The organism is Ruegeria sp. AL12 (assembly GCF_056540885.1).
Genome location: NZ_JBQFXN010000007.1, coordinates 91927 through 116025, shown reverse-complemented (window position 1 = coordinate 116025; position 24099 = coordinate 91927). Strand labels below are relative to the sequence as shown.

21 protein-coding genes are annotated in these 24099 nt (G+C 54.4%); 8 read left to right on the top strand and 13 right to left on the bottom strand.

What is annotated here, in order from left to right:
• The first annotated feature begins 58 nt into the window (after positions 1 to 58).
• The 5 genes from ACR0C6_RS16680 (at position 59) to ACR0C6_RS16660 (ending at position 7107) form a co-directional block, all read left to right on the top strand.
• Positions 59 to 1147, top strand: coding sequence for an isocitrate/isopropylmalate dehydrogenase family protein (locus ACR0C6_RS16680; protein ID WP_480447289.1), 1089 nt, complete (start codon positions 59 to 61; stop codon positions 1145 to 1147).
• Complete coding sequence (locus ACR0C6_RS16675) at positions 1144 to 2175, top strand: Gfo/Idh/MocA family protein (RefSeq protein ID WP_480620278.1); 1032 nt, start codon at positions 1144 to 1146, stop codon at positions 2173 to 2175. Before ACR0C6_RS16680 ends, ACR0C6_RS16675 begins: the two co-directional genes overlap by 4 nt.
• Positions 2172 to 2849 (top strand): GntR family transcriptional regulator, encoded by a 678-nt coding sequence (locus tag ACR0C6_RS16670; RefSeq protein WP_480620276.1) that lies wholly within the window; start codon positions 2172 to 2174, stop codon positions 2847 to 2849. The genes ACR0C6_RS16675 and ACR0C6_RS16670 overlap by 4 nt, the downstream gene beginning before the upstream one ends.
• Positions 2850 to 3014: 165 nt before the next feature.
• Complete coding sequence (locus tag ACR0C6_RS16665; protein WP_480620274.1) at positions 3015 to 4952, top strand: DUF3604 domain-containing protein; 1938 nt, start codon at positions 3015 to 3017, stop codon at positions 4950 to 4952.
• Between the two features lie 622 nt (positions 4953 to 5574).
• The gene (locus tag ACR0C6_RS16660) at positions 5575 to 7107 is read left to right on the top strand and encodes a phospholipase D family protein (RefSeq protein WP_171230315.1); all 1533 of its coding nucleotides are present in this window, start codon (positions 5575 to 5577) and stop codon (positions 7105 to 7107) included.
• 107 nt (positions 7108 to 7214) lie between these two features.
• On the opposite strand, the gene ACR0C6_RS16655 is transcribed toward ACR0C6_RS16660, so the two are convergent.
• From ACR0C6_RS16655 to ACR0C6_RS16630, 6 genes are all read right to left on the bottom strand, one after another.
• Entirely contained in the window at positions 7215 to 7715 is a 501-nt protein-coding gene (locus tag ACR0C6_RS16655) for a CIA30 family protein (RefSeq protein ID WP_480620272.1), read from the bottom strand.
• A 65-nt stretch (positions 7716 to 7780) separates the two neighbouring features.
• Positions 7781 to 8233 carry a TspO/MBR family protein gene (locus ACR0C6_RS16650; protein WP_480447283.1) on the bottom strand — a complete coding sequence of 151 codons (453 nt, stop codon included), beginning with the start codon at positions 8231 to 8233 and terminating at the stop codon, positions 7781 to 7783.
• Positions 8234 to 8246: 13 nt separating this feature from the next.
• Positions 8247 to 8750, bottom strand: coding sequence for an aggregation factor core (locus ACR0C6_RS16645; RefSeq protein ID WP_480447282.1), 504 nt, complete (start codon positions 8748 to 8750; stop codon positions 8247 to 8249).
• 721 nt (positions 8751 to 9471) lie between these two features.
• The gene (locus ACR0C6_RS16640; RefSeq protein WP_480620269.1) at positions 9472 to 10452 is read right to left on the bottom strand and encodes a CobW family GTP-binding protein; all 981 of its coding nucleotides are present in this window, start codon (positions 10450 to 10452) and stop codon (positions 9472 to 9474) included.
• A gap of 14 nt (positions 10453 to 10466) precedes the next feature.
• Complete coding sequence (gene gntH, locus ACR0C6_RS16635; RefSeq protein WP_480620267.1) at positions 10467 to 11933, bottom strand: guanitoxin biosynthesis MBL fold metallo-hydrolase GntH; 1467 nt, start codon at positions 11931 to 11933, stop codon at positions 10467 to 10469.
• Positions 11934 to 11943: 10 nt separating this feature from the next.
• Positions 11944 to 12189, bottom strand: coding sequence for a hypothetical protein (locus ACR0C6_RS16630; protein WP_152456619.1), 246 nt, complete (start codon positions 12187 to 12189; stop codon positions 11944 to 11946).
• Positions 12190 to 12276: 87 nt separating this feature from the next.
• On the opposite strand from ACR0C6_RS16630, the gene ACR0C6_RS16625 reads away from it, so the two are divergent.
• Positions 12277 to 13611 (top strand): tetratricopeptide repeat protein, encoded by a 1335-nt coding sequence (locus tag ACR0C6_RS16625; RefSeq protein WP_480620265.1) that lies wholly within the window; start codon positions 12277 to 12279, stop codon positions 13609 to 13611.
• 599 nt (positions 13612 to 14210) lie between these two features.
• Here the strand turns inward: ACR0C6_RS16625 and ACR0C6_RS16620 are convergent.
• The 3 genes from ACR0C6_RS16620 to ACR0C6_RS16610 form a co-directional block, all read right to left on the bottom strand.
• Positions 14211 to 15317 carry an alkene reductase gene (locus ACR0C6_RS16620; protein WP_480447279.1) on the bottom strand — a complete coding sequence of 369 codons (1107 nt, stop codon included), beginning with the start codon at positions 15315 to 15317 and terminating at the stop codon, positions 14211 to 14213.
• Positions 15318 to 15439: 122 nt separating this feature from the next.
• Complete coding sequence (locus tag ACR0C6_RS16615; RefSeq protein ID WP_171120716.1) at positions 15440 to 16036, bottom strand: TetR/AcrR family transcriptional regulator; 597 nt, start codon at positions 16034 to 16036, stop codon at positions 15440 to 15442.
• 448 nt (positions 16037 to 16484) lie between these two features.
• Positions 16485 to 16970, bottom strand: coding sequence for a GNAT family N-acetyltransferase (locus ACR0C6_RS16610; protein ID WP_480447278.1), 486 nt, complete (start codon positions 16968 to 16970; stop codon positions 16485 to 16487).
• A gap of 284 nt (positions 16971 to 17254) precedes the next feature.
• On the opposite strand from ACR0C6_RS16610, the gene ACR0C6_RS16605 reads away from it, so the two are divergent.
• Positions 17255 to 17875: a cysteine hydrolase family protein gene (locus ACR0C6_RS16605; RefSeq protein ID WP_480620262.1), complete on the top strand. Its 621-nt coding sequence runs from the start codon at positions 17255 to 17257 to the stop codon at positions 17873 to 17875.
• A 105-nt stretch (positions 17876 to 17980) separates the two neighbouring features.
• Here the strand turns inward: ACR0C6_RS16605 and gyrB are convergent, their stop codons facing one another.
• Together gyrB and ACR0C6_RS16595 are read right to left on the bottom strand one after the other, a co-directional pair.
• Complete coding sequence (gene gyrB / locus ACR0C6_RS16600; RefSeq protein WP_480620261.1) at positions 17981 to 20398, bottom strand: DNA topoisomerase (ATP-hydrolyzing) subunit B; 2418 nt, start codon at positions 20396 to 20398, stop codon at positions 17981 to 17983.
• A 114-nt stretch (positions 20399 to 20512) separates the two neighbouring features.
• On the bottom strand, positions 20513 to 21085 hold the full coding sequence (locus ACR0C6_RS16595; RefSeq protein ID WP_480447274.1) for a TetR/AcrR family transcriptional regulator: 573 nt from the start codon (positions 21083 to 21085) through the stop codon (positions 20513 to 20515).
• Between the two features lie 100 nt (positions 21086 to 21185).
• Here ACR0C6_RS16595 and ACR0C6_RS16590 point away from each other — a divergent pair, with 100 nt between their 5' ends.
• Entirely contained in the window at positions 21186 to 21752 is a 567-nt protein-coding gene (locus ACR0C6_RS16590; protein ID WP_480620259.1) for a carboxymuconolactone decarboxylase family protein, read from the top strand.
• On the opposite strand, the gene recF is transcribed toward ACR0C6_RS16590, so the two are convergent.
• Together recF and dnaN are read right to left on the bottom strand one after the other, a co-directional pair.
• Entirely contained in the window at positions 21749 to 22846 is a 1098-nt protein-coding gene (gene recF, locus ACR0C6_RS16585; protein WP_480620257.1) for a DNA replication/repair protein RecF, read from the bottom strand. The genes ACR0C6_RS16590 and recF overlap by 4 nt on opposite strands.
• A 59-nt stretch (positions 22847 to 22905) precedes the next feature.
• A complete protein-coding gene (gene dnaN, locus ACR0C6_RS16580; protein ID WP_171727033.1) occupies positions 22906 to 24027 on the bottom strand; it encodes a DNA polymerase III subunit beta in 1122 nt (373 codons plus the stop codon).
• Positions 24028 to 24099: the final 72 nt, after the last annotated feature.

Here is a 24099-nt window from a genome sequence, read left to right as displayed (position 1 = left end):
ACTGTAGTGGAAGCTGCTATCGCGCTATGAATGCAAAACGGGAAGGAAGCGGGCCAAAATGAAAAAGACTTACGATATCGCGGTTTTCCACGGGGACGGGATCGGCCCGGAAATTATGGCGCCTACGCTTGAAATTTTGCGCCATCTCTCGCGCGGCAATCCGACCTACGAGTTGGCGTTTACAGACGCACCAGCAGGCGCAGGCCACTACGCCAAAACTGGAGAATCTTTCCCATCAGGATCACTCGAAACTGCACGCATGGCCGACGCGATTCTGCTGTCAGCAATGGGTTTACCGGATGTTCGATATCCTGACGGAACCGAGATTTCTCCACAGATAGACCTGCGAAAGCAGCTTGGCCTTTTTGCTGGCGTGCGTCCGGTAAAGGTAAGCAGCGGACAAATGACACCCTTGGAGTTGCCTCCCGGAAAAGAGATCGACTTTGTTTTGATTCGTGAAAGCACCGAAGGGTTGTTCTTCACCCAAGGAACGGGCGAAGTCACGGAAGATGAGGCGCGTGAAACCCTGCTGATCACCCGCGAGGTATCCGAAAAGCTATTCCGTTTCGCGTTTGACCTCGCCAACAACCGCAAGGCGTCCGGTCGCGGCCCGGGACGAGTAACCTGTGTCGACAAAGCCAATGTATTCCGCGCCTTTGCATTCTTCAGATCAATCTTTGACGCCGAGGCTGCACGCCATCCCGATTTACAAGCAGACCATGCTTATGTTGATGCGACCGCCCTCTGGATGGTCCAGAAGCCTTGGGAATTCGATGTTTTGGTAACTGAGAATATGTTCGGAGATATCCTCTCTGACCTTGGTGCAGGTCTTATGGGCGGTCTTGGACTGGCTCCTTCAGCAGATATCGGATTGAACCACGCCGTGTTCCAACCCTGTCACGGCTCCGCTCCGGACATTGCGGGACAGGGTGTTGCCAACCCTTTTGCAATGTTCCTGTCCGCGGCAATGATGCTTGAATGGTTGGGTTTGACCCATGATCACCCGGAACTGTCCAGCGACGGCGCTCGATTGCGCGAGGCCGTAGAAAAGGTGGTGGCGAACGGTCAAAACCTGACGCGAGACTTGGGCGGCAAAGCTGGAACTCAGGAAGCGGCCTCAGCAGTATTGGAAGCATTGCCGGAATGAATACTAAAGAAGCCATTCGGGTCGCGTGTGTAGGTGCGGGATACTTCAGCAAGTTCCACTACGAAAGCTGGTCAAGAATGCCCGGCGCTGTTCCAGTTGCATCCTGCAACCGTGATATCAAAAAAGCGAGGGAAACAGGGCTGGCGGCTTATGATGATCTGTCGAAAATGTTGGAGGCAGAAGAACCGGACCTCGTGGACATCATCCTTCCACCTGTGGCGCAGGCCGAGGCCATCCGCACGGCACTGCGGTTTGGTATCAAGTGGCTGATCTGCCAAAAGCCATTCTGCTTGTCTCTGGGTGAAGCGGAGGAGGTTGTTTCCGAAGCAGAAGAGGTTGGCGCAACTATTGTTGTACACGAGAACTTCCGCTTCCAGCCTTGGTACCGCGCAATCAAGGAAGCGATGGCTGAAGGTCGAATTGGAACGCCTCTACAAGCGACTTTCCGGCTTCGGCCCGGTGACGGACAGGGACCACGCGCCTATCTGGACCGGCAGCCCTACTTTCAGGACATGCCGCGTTTCCTCGTTCATGAAACAGCGGTTCACTGGGTAGACACGTTTCGTTTTTTGTTCGGGGCGCCCAGCGCGGTTTATGCCGACCTGCGTCGAGTGAACCCCGTTATCGCGGGCGAGGACGCAGGTTACATCTTGTTTGATCACCCCAACGGCTTGAAAGCTCTGTTCGACGGGAACAGGTGCCTTGATCACAGTGCCGAAAACCTGCGTCAAACCATGGGCGAAGCGCTTATTGAAGGAACGAAAGGATCGCTGGTTCTTAACGGCGACGGTTCAGTTGAACTCCGCGCTTTTGGAAGACAGGAGCGAAAGCAGATTCTGCCTCCGAGCGATCACGATGGATTTGGAGGAGACTGCGTCCACGCCTTGCAAAGTCACGTCATTTCGGGCCTTCTACGGGGCACGCCGCTGGAAAACACGGCCCGAGAATATTTGGATGTGATCCGCATAGAAGAGAAAATCTATCTCTCGGCTGCGGAGGGACGAAAGATCAACCTGGAGACGCCGTGAAGGATCAGGACGCAAAAACTCTTTCCAATACACAACGCGCTGTAAGGGATTTGCGACGGATGATCCTGTCCGGCGAACTTGCTGCCGGAACTGACCATCTGGAATCGGAACTCGCCGAGACCCTTGGCATGTCCCGCACCCCGATACGGGAAGCTGCGCTGATGTTGGAAAGTAAGGGTTTGCTGGAAATGCGGCCCCGGAAGGGCGTGCGGATACTGCCTGTTTCGTCAGATGATATGCGTGAAATTTACGACATATTGACGGAACTCGAGAGTCTCGCAGCACAGCGCGCCGCCGAAGCGGGTTACTCGGAAGATGAATTGGCGGAACTCGCCGGATCAATTGCAAAGATGGACCAAGCCATCGACGCCGAAGACCTTGAAGCCTGGGCCGAGGCCGATGAGCTGTTTCATCAGGAACTCGTGCGTTTAGGTGGCAACAAGCGGGTCGAAGCGATTGTGGCCATGATGAGCGACCAGGTTCGTCGCGCACGCGCAACGACACTGTTTATCAGGCCGCTACCAGTCAAATCCAATGAGGATCATCGTGTTGTTTTCCAAGCGATAAGTGAAGGTCGGCCGGATGTGGCGCGTGAACGCCATCGAGAACACAGGCTCCAAGCCAAGACTATGCTTTGTGGGATACTCGAGAAGCATCGGCTCAACAGCCTTTGAACCACTTGGACGGCTCTTCGAAAGTTCATTAAACCGCTAGGACCACGGGATAATTTGCTGCGCCCGGCTCGTTGCAGCCATTTGGTGAAGTTCACCGAGGGTCTACTCCTCAAGTGCAGAAGACATTTATTCTCGGCCGGAAATACTCCGTACCGGAGTTGTGTTATGATGCCTCCAATTATGGAGGAAAAGTTGTTTCGCTATGTTTTACCCCTCGCTCTCATTTTGGGGAACCCAATCCTTGCTCAGGATGCAATAAACCCGTCTGGGCTTTCTGGACCTTCTGGTCGCCCTTATTCACCTTACGCTGAGCGCGCGTATCCAACTCAAGTCTATTTTGGAGACACCCACGTTCATACTGGACTTTCCGGGGACGCTGGCGGCGGCGGGACACGCCTCATGCCGCGAGATGCTTATCGGTTTGCGCGTGGCGAAGAGGTGATTTCTAACACGGGTCAACCAGTAAAACTTTCGATACCTCTCGATTTCTTCATGATTACAGACCATTCGGATGCGATGGGAGCAATCACCGACATCATTGGGGGTGCACCCAACATCCTGGCGGATGAGCAAGGCAGATATTTCCACGAGGAATTCAACAAAGGTGGGGAAGCCGCCTTGGCAGCTGCGCTTGAGCTTACCGCGGCATTTGCTCAAGGACAGGTTTCCCCTGCGCTGAACTATCAACCCGGCAATCCCGCTTACGCCCGTGTTTGGGACGACATTATTGATGCCGCGGAGGAGTACAATGACCCCGGCGTGTTCAGCACCTTCATAGCCTATGAATGGACATCTCTGGTTGCAGGGAACAATTTGCACCGAAACGTGATATTTCGCGACGGCCCTGAGCTCACAAGGCAGATACTGCCTTATACAACGACGCCCCCGGTAGGTTCACCAAACCCTCGTGATCTTTGGAAGTGGTTGGAAAACTATGAGCAAACAACCGGCGGGCGTGTGCTTGCTATTCCGCACAATGGAAACTTATCGAACGGCTGGATGTTCCCGCTCGTTGACGATTTCGCAGACGGGGTGCCGTTAGATCCCGCATATGCAGAAGCGCGAAACAAATGGGAAAGGCTATATGAATCAACCCAGATAAAGGGGGACGGTGAGGCCCATCCGTTCCTTTCACCTGACGATGAATTTGCTGACTTCGAAACGTGGGACTTCGGTAACCTTGACGCTTCGGTTCGAAAAGAGGCGGATATGTTGCCCGGCGAATATGCCCGATCCGGGTTGCTTCGCGGCCTGTCGCTTCAAAAATTTCTTGGGGTGAACCCTTTCAAGTTTGGTTTGGGTGGGGCCAGTGACACGCACACAGGTTTGACCGCCCCTGACAACGACAATTTCTTCGGAAAATTTACCGGCTACGAGCCCAGCGAAGAACGGAGCCAACATGTCAGCAAGACGTATGCTGACGGGACTGTTGCGCTGCGGTCGTCGCAATATATTACCGGCGGTCTGACAGCAGTATGGGCCGAGGAGAATTCCCGCACAGCCATCTGGGATGCGATGCATCGGCGTGAAACTTACGCAACAACAGGTCCCCGAATGCGCGTCCGTATGTTCGGTGGATATACTTTTACCGAAGAGGATGCCTTGCGGCGGGACTTGGCGCTTGTGGGATACACCAAAGGTGTGCCGATGGGTGGCGATCTTGGCCCTGGGGAAGGCTCTCCTACTTTTCTGGTATACGCGCTTCGTGATCCGATGGGAGCAAACTTGGATCGAATCCAGATCATAAAGGGTTGGTTAGATGCAGATGGAGAGCAACGGGAAAAAGTCTACGATGTGGCCTGGTCCGGTTCCCGCGAACCAGATGCCGCTGGTAAGCTGCCATCCGTAGGCACCACAGTTAACCTTTCAATCCCCTCGTGGACCAACACGATAGGTGCTTCTGAGTTAGGAACCGTGTGGCAGGATCCCGACTTTGATCCGTCAGAAAGCGCATTTTACTACGCCCGAGTTATCGAAATTCCGACACCCCGCTGGACGGCGTATGATGCCGTTAAGTTTGGAATTCAAATGCCAGACAATGTCCCATTGACAGCGCAGGAACGCGCATACACTTCGCCAATTTGGTACGCACCTGACCAATAGTCCGAACTTGCTGACTGTTCTGCTTTTCGCTCTAGGCCCTCATATCTTGCGTCGAATACTTCAAGTATTTCAGCCTTTTTATGAGGTCGCTCGATTGGTCATAGCGCATGGATGCCGAATGGATCGGAGAAACCCTTGATCATGGCTCCACCAAATGTGTCCAACACATATGCCGCCACCGACAGATCGAAGACTTCTTGATCAATCAATTGCAGGCTTCCGGTTTTCTGCGTCTCTGTCCCAAGGTAAGCAGCAAGGTTTACGGTCGATCCGATACAAGTATACGTCGCCCAATTATCCGTACCGGCATAGCCCGCGACGACTTCGCCAGTCGCTATTTCCGATGCTGATTTTCAGGTCACTTTTCCCTTCTGAGCGCGGCTCGTGAACTTACATCTCAATCGTGTTATGCATTTCATGCCCTTCCTACCCTGAGCTTTGCGCCAAGTTCGGCGGCGGCTGCGGAACTCCGAAACCGTCGCCCGGCATCAGACTGACAATTCCGCCATTGCTGGTATGCGAAATCAACACTTACAAACGAAACAACCTCAGGCGTCATAGAACAAACTTGCCATCGCATGGTCCGGCGTAGTCACCTAGGGCATACGGTTGGAGGAAACCTATGGCGCAATGGAAGTTCGTGATTGGGGTTTGTTGCGCGCTGTTTCTTGTCGCTTGCGCTCCAAAATCCCGTACATATGAAAAGACAGCATCGGCTGCGCTGCCGGCGAATTCGGGCACGGCTCTGGGCCAGGCGGCCGATCGCCTTGGGGACCCCAAAGACGGTCGGTCAGGCATCAAGCTGATCAGTGATGGAGAAGAAGCGCTTGTTTCACGGCTGCTGTTGGCGGCTGCTGCCGAGCGAACGATAGACGCGCAATACTACCTTCTACACAACGACCCAACAGGTCACCTTTTTGCAGCCAGTCTTTTGCAGGCAGCAGATCGGGGTGTTCGTGTCCGATTGTTGCTGGATGACATGGACACGTCCAGCTATGACGCGATGACGGCCGCGTTGGACAATCACAAAAACATTGAGATCAGGCTATTCAATCCATTTTGGCGGGATCAGAGCCTTTTGATTGCGGGTATCACAGATTTCAAACGCATCAATCGAAGAATGCACAACAAGTCCATGACGGCAGACAATGTGTTCACGATTGTGGGTGGAAGGAACATCGGTGCCGAGTACTTTCTGGCCCGGGAGGAAATGAACTACGCTGATTTGGATGTGCTGGCCGCAGGCCCCGTTGTACGCGAAGTGTCGCGTAGCTTTGACTCTTACTGGAACAGCGAGTTCGCAGTTCCGGCGCGTGCGGTCGTTGGGGAACCCGAAGAATTTGACCTTAGCGATGCGCGAGGCAGGTTGAAGGAACTGGTCGAAGAAGCGAAGCAAACGCAGTACGGCGCCGCCCTCAGAAAGTCAGCACAAGAGAACTTTGCAGATGGAGCCCTGTCACTGGATTGGCTGCCTGCAAAACTATATGCCGATCCGCCTTCAAAAGCTGCGGGTCTGGATAGTTCAGACCCCGTTCTGGCGTCTCAATTGCTTCCGTATTTTGAAAATGCCCGCAGTGAGGTGAATATCGTGTCCGCCTATTTCGTGCCGCGCAACAACGGCGTGAAATGGCTGACCGAACTCGAGAAGCGCGGGGTCGACGTAAAGGTCGTAACCAATTCACTTGCGTCTAACGACGTCGCACCCGTTTACGCACATTACGCTAAAAAACGCCGAGCACTTTTACGCGGTGGAGTAGAACTCTACGAACTGCGACCAGACGCTTATCAAGTTCAACGCCGCGGGATTAACTGGGCTCAATCGCGATCAGGCCTACACTCCAAGGCATTTGCGGTTGATGACCGATACTTGTTCGTAGGGTCGTTCAACTGGGACCCCCGGTCTGTCAACATCAACACCGAGATGGGAATTCTGATTGACTCGCCAGCATTGACTGCACAGACGATGGGTGCCTTGGACGACGTGCTGCCCGCATACACATATCATGTCACACTCGAGCAAGCTGGCCAGCTTAAATGGACGACAAGAGATGATGATGGCAACGTCCTTGAATATGAATCCGAGCCGACAGGATCAGCCTGGGATCACATAGTTTCCGGTTTCCTAAGTATTTTGCCAATTGGGTCGCAGCTTTAGGGCTTTTTAACAAATAATCTGATGGCATGTCGCCCTTATTTTGGGGGGCGCGGCTACACCGAAAGGGGGACGCCCAGACATATTTCTGGCCATCGCCCGGGCGACCTTCAGTAAAACCCAATCTCGCTGACATCCACACTGGCCGCGTGATCGCGCCCATAGGCTACAACTCCAACCGAGGTGATTTCGTCAGCGACGGGAATAGCGCGCAACATGGCACCTGAAGCTTTGAAGTCTGACAAAGGCAAAGAGACTTCGGTCCAGTTTTCTGAAGTTGGAAACTCGGCCTGATAGTATTGCCAAGGAAGTACGGTGCCACGTGTCCTGAGGTGAACAAAGTATTGCTCGCCGTTACCCCGGACCAACAGCCTTACGCCCGATACGCCCGCATCGGGCCGATCAGGCAACTTGCGTCGGAACTGGATGAAGCCACCGTTGTTTTTTGTACTGACGGTTCCGGTCAGACGCGCGAATGCGACATCACCTTCCGAACGAAACTGCACTTGCCCTGAAGAGACTCCTCCCATGACTGTGTCCGCAACATAGTCCCAACGCGTCTCTGGAGACTTGGAAAAGTCCTCAGCAAGGTTTTCATCAGCCTGTGCCATTGTAGATCCGAGCATAACAAGACCCGAAAAAAGCCCAAAGAAGTTGGCACGCATGTTGTTCCGTCTCAATTCAGTATCGCAATGGAAAGATTAAGCACCGTGGCAAATGCGACCCATGCACAATACGGCAGGAAGGCCAGCGCGGAGACTGGATCCGAGTTCCTCACCCGAGCGATGAACACGAAGATGACAGCCAGCAACGCAACAATGACCACAAAGGCAACCCACGGCATTTGCAGTACGAAAAAGGATGGAGACCACAAAAAGTTCAGCCCCATCTGCGCCCACCACAACTTCATGGCGGCCGAGCTCCGGTCTGCTTCGAACTGGCGCCAGCCCGCCATCGCGATCAAAACATAAAGCGCCGTCCAAACCGGGCCAAAAATCCAATTTGGTGGATTGAAAGCAGGCTTAGAAAGTTGCGCATACCAAGCACCGGGTGCGGTTAGTATCCCGATCAGGATGCCGCCTCCGAGCATGAGCGCAAGAAATGCTATGCGGATCAACCAGTTCGACATTGCCGGGCAGCTCTCAGCAATCCTTGGTCGTCAGGTTGACGAACGCTTCGGAAGAGAAGGTCGCAGTATTGGTCTCATCCGAGGCAGTATATGACACCATGGCGCCCTCGATCTCCGACCCAGAAACAGTGATTTCGCGTTGCCCAATGGTGTCATCTACATCGATGGTAAAAGCGAGTTGTTCCCCTGCCGCGAGGGAGGCGATCTCAAGTTCAATTGTATTTTGCCCGTCCACGACCGAAGGAAGCTGACGCAGTGCCTCAGCACCTTCAACGAATTCGAGAGGTTGAAATACCTCCACGCCCGCGCCTTTTTCGGTAACGTCGAAAATCAAACGTCCGGCAGATTGCGACAAGTCAATCTTGACGGTCGAGGCTTCGACGTCGCACGTTCCGACATTTGTCAGAACAAAACGGTCCTTTGGTGCGCCCTCTACGAAGCGAATTTGAACACCAGCTTGAAGCGAAGTGGCTGCGAAAAATCCAAGGGTCGCAGCGATAATGCTGGGTGGAAGCATTCTTTTCTCCTTGTTAAGAGGTACTTGATAAATACGCCTCGGCGGGTGTCTTGGATCAGATTAATGCCTTTTGCCTATCGTGGTTCAGCCAATAATTGCTTTCGAAGTTACGGCTACAATCGCGCCTGGGAGATCAAGTGCGGCCTCGATGAAATGCAGGTAGCCAATAACTTCGACTGCCACGGGTGGATCGTCGGAATCGTTCCCAAAGTCCCTGATAAGAAGCTCCGCACGCAATTCTCCGGGAACATTGGCGGGCAACACTGACGCGCAGTGCTTTGTTCCGACCTCGCCTGACTTTGTTAAAACACTGACGTCACCCGCTGCATGGCTTCCATTTTTTCCTCGGTTGAAAAAATATAGGCATCCTGTCTTTGCCCCTAGATCCCCAGAAAAGGAGATTTGCGACCCGAGGTAACGCCTCGGGCCCGTGGAAAGCAGAAAACAACTCGGCATCTTGTCCTCCGGCTGTACTCGGCAATCCGGGTTCCGGGGCTGCATCGTCAAGTTCTGGACCTGAGACGTCCTGCGCGCATACAGCCGTGCCCGATAATACAAACGCAGTGGCAGGTGCGGGTCATGTGATCGCTTGAACCAATTTCCCAATCTGTTTCAGCAATCAGGTGTTTCTCCTTATTTGGTCCTCGGCGCTGCGGGCTTTCGGGCAGTTACGAGTTGGAAATAAAGGTTCATACGCAAGCAAGTTTGGTTGAACTTGCCGCTATGCGGTCGCCAACAACGCATCGGAAAGCTCGTATTCTGACAGGGCACCCGGTGCACCTATTGCAACAAGCCTTGTTTCGCGTTTTCGGCGGCCCCATACCCCATCCCTTGCGATGTCCATACGTTTTCCAACGACCTGAACGAGAATGCGATGATCCGGGTCCTCCTCGCTAAAAACAAAACCCTTGAGGCGATAGACATCGCCTGGAAGCTTTCGAATTGCGTTCCGGAGAGAAGATAGGCTTATTGGGCGTTCAGCTTTCATCATGGTTGTTGAGAAACTGTCCGAGTGATCAGAGTGGTCACAACCACAATCTGGTCCATGTTCGTGATGATCGGGTATCGCTGTTTCGAGCTGTTCGGCGGCAAAGCGACCAACGGAAAGAAGTATATCCAGTGGGACGTCGGCATTGACAGCTTCGACCAGGCGATATCGACGGAAGCGAGACCCAAGCCAATCGTGCACCTTCTGAACAGCTGCCCTGTCGACGAGATCGACCTTGTTTAAAATAACCATGTCCGAGAACGCGATTTGACGGAGCTTCAGTTCCATTTGTTCCGGCGCGGCAAATAGCTGTTCCGCATCGACAAGACACATTAGGCTGTCCAAGCGGATCATGTCCCGAAACTTCTGATCGGTAAAGGTCATCGCGATTGACGACGGGTCCGACACACCACTTGCCTCAAGGACGATGTATTCCGGCTTCTCAGGCCGGGCAAGTACGGCTTCCACCGTTTCGATCAGGTCATCTCGTATCGAGCAACAAACGCAACCATTCGCCAGGCTCATCACATCATCTTCGAGGCCGACTACAAGATCGGCATCGACATTGATGGATCCAAAGTCATTTACCAGAACCGCAACCCGCAACCCGTGATTGCCTGTCAGGATGCGGTTCAAAAGTGTTGTCTTACCGGCTCCTAGAAAGCCGGTAAGGATCGTCACGGGGATCGCAGAAGTCGAACCAAATTCAATCATCGTTCGATCTCCTCTCAGTCTTCATCACGCGTGCCGATTACATCCGAAACTTTGATGGTAAAGTCCTGCGGCCAGTCCCCGCCAGGTGCTCGGAAAACGTCAGTTGGGTAGTACTCGCGTGGATCGATCTCCATTTCTCTGTACTTCTGATCTTGCTGATCTGCTCGGGTGAGCCTCGGGTTCGGTAGCGTGATTTCATCCGGAAGCTCAATACGTCCCGCCTCGGCTGCCGCAGCCAGTTCGCGGAATGGCGGAACGGTACCGGATTTTCCGGGCAGTGCAGCTTTCCTGTACCAGATTGCATCCTTGGTCACGTTCACAACGGCTACATCGAGACCCCATTGGAACAGACCGTCGTAATGGGCGCGAATACCAGCCAGCATTTCAGCGTCGATGTCTTCGTCCTGGGTATAGTGTGTCACCATTCCCAAACGCGGCCTTGTGTCAGCAAAGAGCTTACCCACGGCATAGTGGGAGGTGTGATGCGTATCGATAGTGTAGTTAAAGAGATCCTGTGGGATACCATATTTGTAGGTCATCAGCTGACCAATATCCTGTCCCGACATTTCGGTTACAAAGACATCAACGCCTTCGCCGTATTTCCGCGAAAGCTCATCCGGGCGACCATCGCCGGTCCATACAAAGCTCAGCCCGTTCCAATCGAGCCGATAGCCAACCGCACCGTCCTTGGCGTGGCTTCGTGGCCAAGACCGAACAGTCACGCCATCTTCGTCATAAACGATGCCGCCTTCCTGACGGAAATCGAATTCGTTGACTTCGATCTCGTAGCCGTCCCCAATCGGGAACACATCAAAGGCCTCCAGATGCCATTTGAGCATCTGTTGCATGCCTTTGACCATTCCGGCTGTCCCAAGTTCGGGTGTCCGACCAGAGGGACCGTGAATGCGCAGCGGTGTGTAGCCACCCGACCAGGCACGAAACGGGTAAATATACGGAATGTCGGCATAGTGGTCGACATGCAGGTGAGAGATGAAGATGTCGTTGATCAGTTGCCCCGGTACTTGCATGGCAATGATGTTGCGGACACAACCGGATCCAAAATCGAAGAAGAACCGTTTTCCATTCCCCAACTCCACCATGATACAAGTACCCGCCTGATCTTCGCGCGGCGGATATGGTGTTGAGCCACAGAATGAGATTCGCATCTCATCTGGCCCCAACTCCTCACTCAGTGGAAAATAGTTCGCGTTTGAACCGGTCATGTACTTCGTCGGGCGGAAGTACTCTGGCAATGATATGCCGCCTGCGGGTCGACCGCCATATGGGTTCTTGAGTGTTTCTCCCAGGGGGCCGTCTCCTTCGTGGGCCTCGGCACTTCCTGCCGCAAACCCAGCTGCCCCTGTCGCAGCCGCTCCAGTGGCCAAGCCCTTTAGAACACTCCGCCGCGACGGGTCTTCGATTTGCTCTGTTGGTTGCCCCTGTTTGTTGTCCAGGTCTTTCCCAGTGTCTTCCTTAGTCATGGACCAGTCCTCAGTTAGAAGTGTTGCGAAGGCTTCGCTTCACCATCCGGCGAAGCTCGTTGATCAGCTCAGATTTGATGTGGGTCCATTCCGCGCGCTCTGGGGCTGGTATTGATGTGTCATCCAACAGTGCCGATACTTTCTTCAGGTCTTCGATTGCCTCGCTGAGCAACGCATCCGTTTCGTTAAACCCTGAGAGCGCATCGGAAAGCTCTGGAAGCTCGTCACTCAGTTCCCAAGTCACTGGATTATCCATGGTTCCCACTATCTATTCTCAGATCAAGATGAGTGCGGTTGACGATGCAGGCCAAGTGAGTCACCGTGAGTTGGGGGTGAGTTTGCTTTGAACCAAGCTAATGAATTGCCGATAGATCAAGATATTGCACCGCCATCGCCGGAGCTTGTCCGACAGGCACTTCAGAGCGTTGTTTCAAGCGTCGCGTTCCAGGCTTCGCCGCGACTCCAGCAATTTATTACTTACGTGGTCGAAGAAACTCTCGCTGGTCGCGGCGCCCAAATCCGTGGCAAAGCAATCGCAGTCGAAGTTTACGGTCGAAGTATTGATGGCACCGGTGGCCGAAATCTCGTTCGCGTTGAAGCCAGACGGCTGCGTCGACTGCTTCATGAGTTTTACGAAGATCAATGGAACGGCAAAGGGGTTCGCATTTTTGTTGATCCGGGTGGATACAAGCCACGGTTTTCGCAAAAAAAATTGACAGCAGACGACACTTCAGAGGTACCGAGTAGCGATGTGCCTGCCGAACATCCGCGTTTGCGAAAGTTGCTGCCGCTTGGACTGGGTTGTCTTGTATTGATTGCTGGACTTGGCTTTTGGCTGGCTCAAGGTAGCAATGTGGTTTTGCCCCCAACCCGATCCCTAGGACAGGCTGAAAGAGCAGCCCTTGGTGAGCAGTCTTTGACGAGACTACAGGCGGCTAACCTTGCGGATCAAGCCAGAGGAATGTTTTTTCCTGTTTTCGATGTCAAACGACAGCAAATAGCATTGGGAATGTTCCAACATGCCACAGAGTTGGACTCGGCACTTTCCGATGGCTACGCCGGATCGGCACAAGTTCTGGCGACTTTGGCTATTTTGTCCCCGGACACAGCGCAAAGAGATGACCTCATCAGCAAGGCTTCGGAGATGTCGGGAAGGGCGCTTGATCTGTCTCCGACAGATGCCTGGGCAAACGGCGCAAATGGTTGGGTATTGGCTGCCCAAAATAATCCAGTCGAGGCTAAAAAATATGCAAGAATGTCCGTCGAACTTGCTCCGAATGATGGTCATATCCTGGATCTTGTCGGCATCACAGCCATCCTGGCTAACGCACCGGAACTTGCTGCCGAGGTTAGCAATCCCGAAAGACTAAGGTCAGGATCGGGCCGCTTTGGCGCACGTAATATTTGGGGTGTATCGCAGCTTATGCTCGGGAATTACGAAAAGGTTGTCGAAGCATTTCAAGGCGCGCCCGCTGCCGGTGCGCCCGTAAGTGCTCCGTCGCTCCTATTCCAGGCCGTTGCGCAGGATCAGCTGGGACATTCGCAAGAAGCACAACGACTGGTCACTGAAATGCGCAAAACGTGGCCTGAGTTTCCATCGGAGTTTCTCGCCGGCAGGATCTTCCACAATGATGACGCAACGCGGCAAGCCATACTTGATACTCTGGCTAGATACTGATCAAACACGTCGTATCGCAGCCGATGCAAAGTGTTCTAGGGTCAAACCTTGATGTCACATCCAGAGGTACAAAGCGACGTTGAACTCGAATGATTGGTCTTGGTCCGAAGACTTTACAGCGTTGAAAGCCATTGAAGATTGCAAGAATTGACGAATCCGGACGACTTTGCACAGCCCGCTTTCTGCGCATCGGAGACATTTGCGAAAGTCCAAGCAAGAAAGGCTGCATGGAACCCAAGGTTCCTAAGGAGGACCTTTGCGGGATTCAGCAACACAAGGGGCCGTAACCGCAAAGACTACGCCAAAAGACTGAACTATTTTGCACGATTTACTTGCGACACTGCGCGGCTCGAGAAACGCGTTCAATTGATTGTAGCCACTGCACGTCTCCCTCAACTAAAACCGGGCGCCTCTCAGACAAGGATGCATCCTGATAGGATAAATTCCAACTTGATCATATGGCAGCAGTTCATTTTCAGGCTTGTGATAGGCCCTCGCCTTAAGAATAGAGATCTCCGTAGTTGCTGGGTGAGCGCGTCCAAGCCGGCGCGCTCACTTTGCTTGGCATAGCCTGTCGCTATGGGGTTAAGAGCGATGTATCACTCTGCAGCGACTGCTTCCTCTTCCAGTGCCGGATAATCGGTATACCCTTTTTCATTGCCGCCGTAGAGAGTGGTTGGATCGAGCTCATTCAGTGCGGCGTCTTTCTCCAGCCGGTTGACAAGATCCGGGTTGGAAATAAACGGCCGACCAAAGGCCACCAGATCGACGGCGCCGGTCTCGACCGCTTCAATCGCCATGTCTCGGTCATAAGCGTTGTTGCCCATTTTAACTCCGTCAAACAATTCATAGAGCGCCTTTAGGTCACCACCTTCAGGAATATCGCGCGGGCCGCCGGTCTGCCCTTCTACGAGATGGAGATAGGCCAACCCATAGCTATTCAACAATTTGATCGCATGCGAGAATGTCGCCTGTGGGTCGCTGTCGGAAATGTTGTTTGCGTCCGAGAACGGGCTGAGGCGGACACCGACGCGGTCTGCGCCCCACACGTCGACAACAGCGTCCATCACCTCTTTCAAGAATCGCGCTCTATTCTCAACAGGACCACCGTATTCGTCTTTACGCTTGTTCGACCCGTCGCGCAGGAACTGATCGATAAGGTATCCGTTGGCTGCATGGACCTCTACACCGTCGAAACCAGCCTCTTTGGCGTTTTCCGCGGCCCTCCGGTAGTCCGCAACAATGTCAGCAATTTCTTCGATGGCCAGAGCTCGCGGTTCAGAAGTTTCAACAAACTGCTCACCATCAAACGTCTTGGCCTTAGCGCCAATTGCGGATGGCGCGACAGGGGCTTCACCACCCTCCTGCAAGCTGTAATGCGAAATCCGTCCGACATGCCAAAGCTGGATCACGATCTTCCCGTCTTTGGCATGGACGGCCTCAATCACTTTTTTCCAGCCGTCGATTTGTGCTTTGGAATAAATGCCGGGCGTCCAGGCATAGCCTTTGCCTTGGGGCGAGATTTGCGATGCTTCCGTGATGATCAGACCAGCAGCTGCCCTCTGCGCGTAGTACTCGGCCTGCAATTCATGGACACTGTCATCCTCAGCTCTTGCCCGGTTACGGGTAAGTGGCGCCATGACAATGCGGTTCTTCAGCTCGATTGCACCAGCTTTGATGCCCGAGAACAGTTTTTCATCAGCCATTGCTGCTTCCTTCTTTGGTAAACTTCGTTCAGATATTATTGGACCAACTAGTCCAATATTGTGCTCACTGTCTCTTGTTTGAGTTTGTGTTAGGTTTCATTTCGTTATGGTGGCGGAAGACCTTATGGCGAAATCACCAACCGGGCTTGTTTCAGGGTTTGCGATATCTGCTCAGCGGGAACGCCCGCCTTACGCAAGGCTAGCGTGCCAATAGCAAGGGAGGCATAGGCGCGCGCCCTGTCGAGCGCCAGACTCGGATCTGAAGGCTCAAGCGCTTCCGCAATAATTTTGTCAATGCTCTCCAAATGATGTCGCCCGAGATCGGCCACTTCATCATCATGCGGGGCAAGCTCGGTAAGGCAGTTGATCAGCATGCAGCCGTCACGACCTCCTTGCGGATTCGCCAAGGCTTCCATTATCGCGCCGACGGGGTCATTTCCGCCCGCGTCCGCGACGTCGCGCAAAGCTTTCAAACCACGTCTTGAATAGTGGCTGAGGGCTTTGCGAAACAAAGCCTGCTTATTTCCGAAGGTTCCATAAAAGCTGGAACGGCTCAAACCCATGGCCTTGGTCAGATCGTCCACCGACGCGGCCTCGTAGCCCTTGTGCCAAAATACGCACAAGGCTTTTTCCAAAGCATCGGCTTCGTCAAAGGCACGAGGCCTACCCGGGCCTGCGGGCGACTTGATGTCGGCAATTGGAAGGGTTTCTTTGTTCATGGCATAGATGTGGAATGATCAGTCCAGAATTTCAAGGGACCAGTCAGATAAAGCTGTTCATCCGACTTCATTCGCAGGTCTGTTCGGCAAAGGAACTTGCTACCACATGATGTAGGCGTGCGCATAACGCTGCATTCCTAACATTTATTTTTTTCAGAAAATCTGGGGGTCTTCGCCCATATTTTTACGCAGCATTTGCGCATAAGTTTGCACGATTTGCCCAAAAGTTTGCGCGGTTCACTATACACGCTCAAACTTCGATTGTCGTAGCGTAATTCTATCAACTTTAACGCATTAAAACTCAATCAAGAGTGCAATCTGACTAGTATAATTCAACCCAAAACCGAACAACACAACTCAATTGAGAGGTCGCGGCAGATCCCTTTCAATGTAGCGCGGCTCGGTCGGCCCTAAATGTCCACTCACCGTGGCTCAACCAAACAACGGTTCATATTTCCATAGACATTTCGTGCCAAGTCATTCCTCCATGATCAGAGCTTGATGGCCGAAGATACTTGTACCCAAATCTCTGATAGAGAGGGACGTGATGCTCTTTACACATAAGGAAGATCGCGGATTTGCCCATTTTCCTCATGCGGTCGACGAATTCATTCATCAATGCCCGCGATAGGCCTATTCCTTGATGCGCCGAATCCACGACGACAGACATAATAACAACATTTGGCGCGCCAGGGTCATGCCCTACAAGTTCTTTGAATTCCTCATCAGACATTTCGACGTTGTACGCACATCCGCAATTCACAAAGCCAACAATCTCACCTTCGACCTCAAGAACAAGGAAACCATCGGGATAGACTTCGATTCTCTTTGCTATCTTTTCGAGGGTAGCTGCTTCGTCGCCTTCATAGGCATCAGTCTCGATCTCAAAGCATCGAATTGCATCAGAGGGTTGGGCATTTCGAAATCTGTTCATGTACTTACACTATTAGCGATAGGTGAAGTTGCATAGCCGCCGTTGGTTCCGCTCGCACTATTGCTCAATCTACGCTCGGCGCAGACTCTCTCTGCGCTTACCCCTAACGGCAGCTGTGCGGGCAATGTTGCCCTAGGCGCGAACACATGCTTTTCATTCCACAACAGAGCAGCGCGCTCTTGACCGTACTCACTAGCGCATCTAGTAAAACTGATCTGCCCGCTGGGACGACCCGGCCGAGTAAGGGCGTTTTTCAGGACGACCTGGCAAATTAGAGGTCGAACATGACAACTAAAACCAAACAAGCCAGGAAACTGATCGAGGGTAGACCTGCCCTGATCGTAATCGACATTCAAAAGAGCACGTTTATTGATGACAGCGAAGTACGCTCCATCGACAACATGCCGGGCTGCAAAGAGCGCATGATCGCCGCGCGTGATTTGGTTGATGCCGCACATGAGAACAAAGTGCCAGTCATTTTCATCCAAGAAATCCATCGTCCCGATAGGATAGACTTCGGCCGTGAACTGGATGGTGACGAAGACATACACTGTCTCGAAGGTGATCCAAGAACGGAAGTTGCAAAAGATGAGATGGGATATCGCAAAGGTGACTACATCGTCCCGAAGCGGCGGTATTCTGCGTTTTTTGGAACCGATTTCGAAATCCTGCTGCGCGGTTTAAAGGTAGAAACACTTGTGTTGTGCGGCGGGCTGACAGATGTTTGTGTGCACTACACATTCGTCGATGGTCACCAATCAGACTACTTCTGCCGCGTTGTAGAGGACTGTGTTGGCGGGTCATCTGTCCAAGCCCATGAAGCTGCTCTCAAAGCCATGGAGTATCTACAAACCGGCGCTGTTCAGAACCGGGAAGCAGTGATCAAGGCCATCTCGTCGCTCTAAATTGCAATCGAAACGTTAGTGCCAGTTGGGATGCATAGTTTATTGGGTGCAGAAACGGGCAGAGATTTTTGTCGCTTGGCCGCTCCGGCTTGGCCTACACCATGATCAGAAATCCAGATTCTCAACACTCAAGGCGTTTTTCTGGATGAACTCCCGACGAGGTTCCACGACGTCACCCATCAACTTGGTGAACAGATCATCCGCCTCGACCATGTCATCCACGCGCACTTGCAGCAGTGTCCGCGCATCCGGATCCAGTGTCGTTTCCCACAGCTGGTCAGGGTTCATCTCACCCAGACCTTTGTAGCGCTGCAAGGACAGGCCTTTTTCACCCTCTTCCAGAATGGCGCGCAACAAGTCCAGCGGACCGTGGATCATCTGGCTGCGATCACGACGGTTCAAAGTGGCCGGAGAGTTGTAGATCTCTTGCAGGCTCTGCGTAAAGCTTCCGGTCTTGCGCGCCTCGCCCGAGCGCAGCATCGGGCCATCCAGCGTGCGGACCTCTTCGACACCGCGCAGGATACGGGCCAGCCGGATGCCGTGATCCTGTGTGATCCGACCCTGCCAACCGCGTTCGTATTCCAACGCGATCAGATCCAGCCGTGCGGCGACTTTGTCAGCCACACCTTGCAGATCGGCGTCCACCGCACCCGGCACGAAAGCCCCAGCCACGGCGGCCTGTTCCAGAATATGACGCGGGTAATGCGTTGGAAACGCGTCCAGCACACGTTTCAGCTGACGCGCCTCGTCGACCACGCGGGTCAGGTCCTGGCCGATGATTTCCTCACCCGAGCCGAGTTTCAGAACCGCGCCTTCGACGCCCTGATTGATCAGATAGTCATCCAGAGCGGCCTGATCCTTCAGGTAAACCTCTGACTTTCCGCGGGAAACCTTGTACAGCGGCGGTTGTGCGATGTAGAGGTGCCCGCCCTCGATCAGCTCTGGCATCTGCCGATAGAAGAAGGTCAGCAACAGGGTCCGGATATGCGCGCCGTCCACATCCGCATCGGTCATGATGACGATCTTGTGGTAGCGCAGCTTTTCAATGTTGAATTCATCGCGGCCAATGCCCGTACCCAGCGCCATGACGAGGTTGCCAATTTCCTGAGACGACAGCATCCGGTCGAACCGGGCGCGTTCCACGTTCAGGATTTTCCCCCGCAAGGGCAGAACCGCCTGCGTCAGACGATCCCGGCCGGTCTGTGCCGATCCACCTGCCGAGTCACCCTCGACGAGGAAGACTTCGGTTTTCGATGGATCTTTCTCGGAACAATCCTTCAGCTTGCCCGCCAGATAGTTCACATCCATCGCCGTCTTGCGCCGGGTCAGCTCGCGCGCCTTCCGCGCAGCTTCCCGGGCCAACGCAGCCTCGATGATCTTGCCGACGATATTCTTGGCCTCGTTGGGGTTTTCTTCGAACCACTCGGCCAGTTTTTCATTCATCAGACCTTCGACAGCCGGACGGACCTCGGAGGAAACCAGCTTGTCCTTGGTCTGGGACGAGAATTTCGGATCGGGCACTTTCACCGACAATACGCAGGTCAAACCTTCGCGGGCATCGTCACCGGTGAAGCTGACCTTTTCCTTTTTCGCGATCCCGCTGGACTGCGCATAGTTGTTGATCGTCCGGGTCAAAGCCCCCCGGAACCCCGCAACGTGGGTCCCACCGTCGCGTTGCGGGATGTTGTTGGTGAATGGCAGCACCGTTTCGTGGTAGCTGTCATTCCACCACATGGCGATCTCGACACCGATATCGTCGCGCTCGCCCTTGATATAGATCGGCTCGGGCATGGCCGGCGTTTTGGATCGGTCGAGGTATTTCACGAATTCCTTCACGCCGCCCTCGTAGAACAGCTCGGTCTCCAGCCGCTCGGCAGGGCGTTCGTCGATCAGGATGATCCGCACGCCCGAGTTCAGGAAGGCCAGTTCGCGCAGCCGTTTTTCCAACGTCTCGAACGAGTATTCGAGATTCGAGAACGTGTCGGTCGACGCCAGAAACCGCACTTCGGTTCCCGTACGATCGCCGCATTCGCCGACAACCTTCAGATGCTCTGCCGTTTCACCACCCTCAAATCGCGCCACGTGCTCTTTGCCCGCGCGCCAAATGCGCAGCTCCAGCCAATCCGACAGGGCGTTTACCACCGAAACACCCACGCCATGCAGGCCGCCCGACACCTTGTATGAGTTGCTGTCAAACTTGCCGCCCGCGTGCAGCTGGGTCATGATGACCTCTGCCGCAGAAACGCCTTCTTCCGGGTGGATATCAACCGGAATTCCGCGGCCGTTATCGCTGACCGAAACGCTGGAATCCGCGTGAATTTTCACGGTCACATGGTCGGCGTGACCCGCCAGCGCTTCGTCAATTCCGTTGTCGACGACCTCATACACCATGTGGTGCAGGCCCGATCCATCATCCGTGTCCCCGATATACATCCCGGGGCGTTTGCGAACGGCTTCTAAGCCCTTGAGAACTTTGATGGAATCTGCGCCGTATTCTTGAGGAGCCTGTGCGTCTTCGGACATTCAGTCAGTACCTATATTATTTTGGTACCTTATACGTTTTCTGGTGGGGATTGTCACGCGATCCCCCAATATTTTGTGTGTGCTCGGGTCGTTTTCTGCCCATCCGAATCCACCTCATAACCGGTCGATGTCAGAAGCGATATCCGCCGCGATTTCCAGCGCATCGACATCCTTGCGTTCGGCCGACAACCGAAGCCCCAGAATGTCCGACTGATACCGGGCCGCCAGCCGATCCGGGTCATGTTCAGGCCGGATTTCACCGGCAGCCTGGGCGCTGCGAAACAGGTCGGCGAAACACGCCTTCATTTCCGCCATGTGAAGCGCGGCCTGATCCGCAAGCGCGTGATCCTTCGCCTGCAACTCGGCATATGTCTTTGCCAACATGCAAGCCTTTGCCGGGTTCTCGACCGCCTCGATGACCAAACGAGGTTGCGCCTTGAGCGCTTCCTTCGGCCCCAGTCTTTCAGCAAGGGCTTTCAGGCGCGCCACGCCTTCTTGCGTGTAGCTTTCCAGCGTCAACGCATAAAGCGCATCCTTCGACCCGAAAGCCGCGTAGAAACTGCCGGGTTTCAGTTTCAATTCCCGCTCAAGGTCCTTCAGCGACGTACCAGCCCAGCCCTGACGCCAAAAGATGTCACGGGCCTTCTCGATCAACGCGTCGCGATCATATGCGGGTTTACGGGGCATCGGCATCACCAATTTTTGAACGTTCGCTCAAATATATACTTGAGTGATCACTCAAGAAACCCTAAATACCACCCATCGCGCCAGAAACAGGAGTTCCGACATGGCCACTTTCCCGTCTCATGATATCGAATCCGCACCCGAAGCATCCAAACCACTGCTGGAAAAGTCCCAGGCCGCCTTTGGCCGTTTGCCGGGCCTGCACAAGGTGATGGCAGAAAGCCCACAGCACCTTGAAGGTTATCAAGTTCTGCACAGCCTGTTCTTGCAGACCGATTTCGACAACAATGAGAAGACCGTCGTCTGGCAGACCATCAATGTGGAAAACGAATGCCATTACTGCGTGCCCGCGCACACCGGCATCGCAAAGATGATGAAGGTATCAGACGAAATCTCCCAGGCTCTGCGCAATGAAACCCCACTGCCTTCCGCCAAACTCGAAGCGCTGCGCACCTTCACCCTGCAAGTGATGGAAACCCGTGGCAACCCGACCGAGGAACAGCTTCAGGCGTTCTTCGACGCGGGCTATTCGCATCGTGCGGTTCTGGACGTGGTGCTGGGCCTGGCACAAAAAACCATGTCAAACTACGTCAACCACATGGCCAAAACACCGGTCGATGAAGTCATGCGCGGATTCCTGTGGGAGCGCAAAGTCAACGAACCGGCCTAAGCCGACACCACCGACCCCTCATCGCCTTCGGTGACGATCAGCGTCTGGGCCCGGTCACCCAACTCCTCAAACAGTTCAGGCCCGGTGCCCGTCATCCAGGCCTGAGCACCCAACGCACAAATCTCGTCATAAAGTGAAGCGCGCCGACCCGCGTCCAGATGAGCGGCCACCTCATCCAGCAATACGATCGGTGGCGCACCGACCATTGCGGCCAAAGCTCGGGCATTGGACAGGATCAATGAAACCAGCAGCGCCTTCTGCTCACCGGTCGAGCAATCCTTGGCGGGAACACCCTTGGCAGAAAAGACGCCATACAAGTCTGACCGATGCGGACCAACCAAAGTCCGACCCGCAGCCAAGTCCCTGAACCGGCTTTCATTCAAAGCTTCGCGCAAATCCTCAGCCGTTTCGGGCATCGCGCCTTCGGTCTGCACCAATTCCAACTCGGCAGACGGAAAAGCCGTTTCCGCCTGATCCTGCGCCACCCGCAGATGGCTCAACGCCGCCAATCTCGCTGCGTGGATACGATGCCCCATCTCGGCCAGCTGACCCTCAAGCGCAGCATACCAATGCGCGTCCCGAACCTGCTCTTTCAGCAAACGGTTCCGTTCGCGCATCGCTTTTTCGTACGTCAGCGAGGCCTCTGCATGAGACGGATCAAAACTGAGCGCAATGCGATCAAGAAACCGGCGCCGGCCTTCGGCCCCTTCAATCCACAGGCGGTCCATGGACGGAACCAGCCAGACCACCCGGGCAAGTTTACCCAGATCAATCTGAGTGGCAGATTTTCCGTCAATCCTTACCTGCCGTGCTGCACCCCCCTCAGACCAGGTTTCGATTTCGAAATTCTGACCCTGCGATTGCAACAGTCCCGACAGCTTCCAGCCCAACGCCTCGGGCCGCCGCGTCATCTCGGCCGCGCTTGCCCGCCGCATCCCGCGACCGGGTGAAAACAAGGATACCGCTTCCAGAATATTGGTCTTGCCCGCCCCGTTCGGCCCGTGAATCGCCACCGGCCGCCCGTCCAGAGACAACCGCGCCAGCATGTGAGACCGAAAATGCGAGACCGTAAGCTCGGTCAGGGCCAATCCCATGACCCCTCCCTTCATCTTTTCAAAAATACTCCCGCCGAAGGCATCGCGCGTCCGCGCGATCAGACGCGCATTGGCATGACGACGTAAACTGCGCTCTGATCATTGCCTTCGCGCATCAGGGTCGGGTCGCCAGCTGAATTGAACATGAACACCGCATTCTCTCGATCCACTTGAGACGCGATCTCCAGCAGATATTTGGCATTGAACCCGATCTCCAGACGCTCATCACCATAGGCGACGGCCAGTTCTTCCTCGGCCGCGCCACTGTCTGGCGCGTTCACCGACAGGACCAGCTTGTCGCCATCCAGTTGCAGCTTCACCGCACGCGAACGCTCGGAAGACACCGTTGCCACCCGGTCCACGGCCTGTGCGAACTCGGCAGCATCCACTTCCAGCTTGCGCGTATTCCCTTGCGGGATAACGCGCGTGTAGTCGGGAAAAGTGCCATCGATGACCTTCGAGGTCAGCGTGATATCCGGCGTGGCGAAACGCACCTTGGTTTCGCTGACCGAAACCGCGATATCCATTTCATCATCGTCCAGCAGCTTGCGCAGCTCGCCCACGGTTTTACGCGGGACGATAACGCCCGGCATGCCCTCTGCACCATCCGGCAAATCGGCATCGATCCGAGCAAGCCGGTGGCCGTCGGTGGCCACGCAGCGCAGTACCTTGCCGCCATCGGATCCGTCGGCCACATGCATGTAGACACCATTCAGATAATACCGTGTCTCTTCTGTTGAGATTGCGAATTTCGACTTGTCGAACAGCCGTCGCAGCAGGGCAGCCGAAGCCGTGAAATTTGATTGATACTCCGAGGACGCCATGACCGGGAAATCCTCTTTCGGCAGCGTCGCCAACGAGAAATTTGACCGACCGGCCTCAACCGTCAGACGCCCTGCCGCGCTGTCGGCGGTCAGCGTGACCAACGCTCCGTCGGGCAGTTTTCGCACGATCTCGTGCAAAGTGGTCGCTGCCACGGTGGTGGAACCGGCTTTCTCGACCTGCGCCGGGGCTTTGTCGACTACTTCGATATCCAGATCGGTCGCGCGAAACAGCGCCTGATCGCCTTCCGCCTCGATCAGGACATTGGCAAGTATGGGAATGGTATTGCGGCGTTCTACAACGGATTGGGCCTGCGAAACGGCCTTGAGAAGGGTGCCGCGTTCGATGCTGATCTTCATACCCTCAATTCCTCTGACTTGCGTACCGACATGGGCGGGACTGGCACGTTAGCGGTTCCACCCTGAGGCACA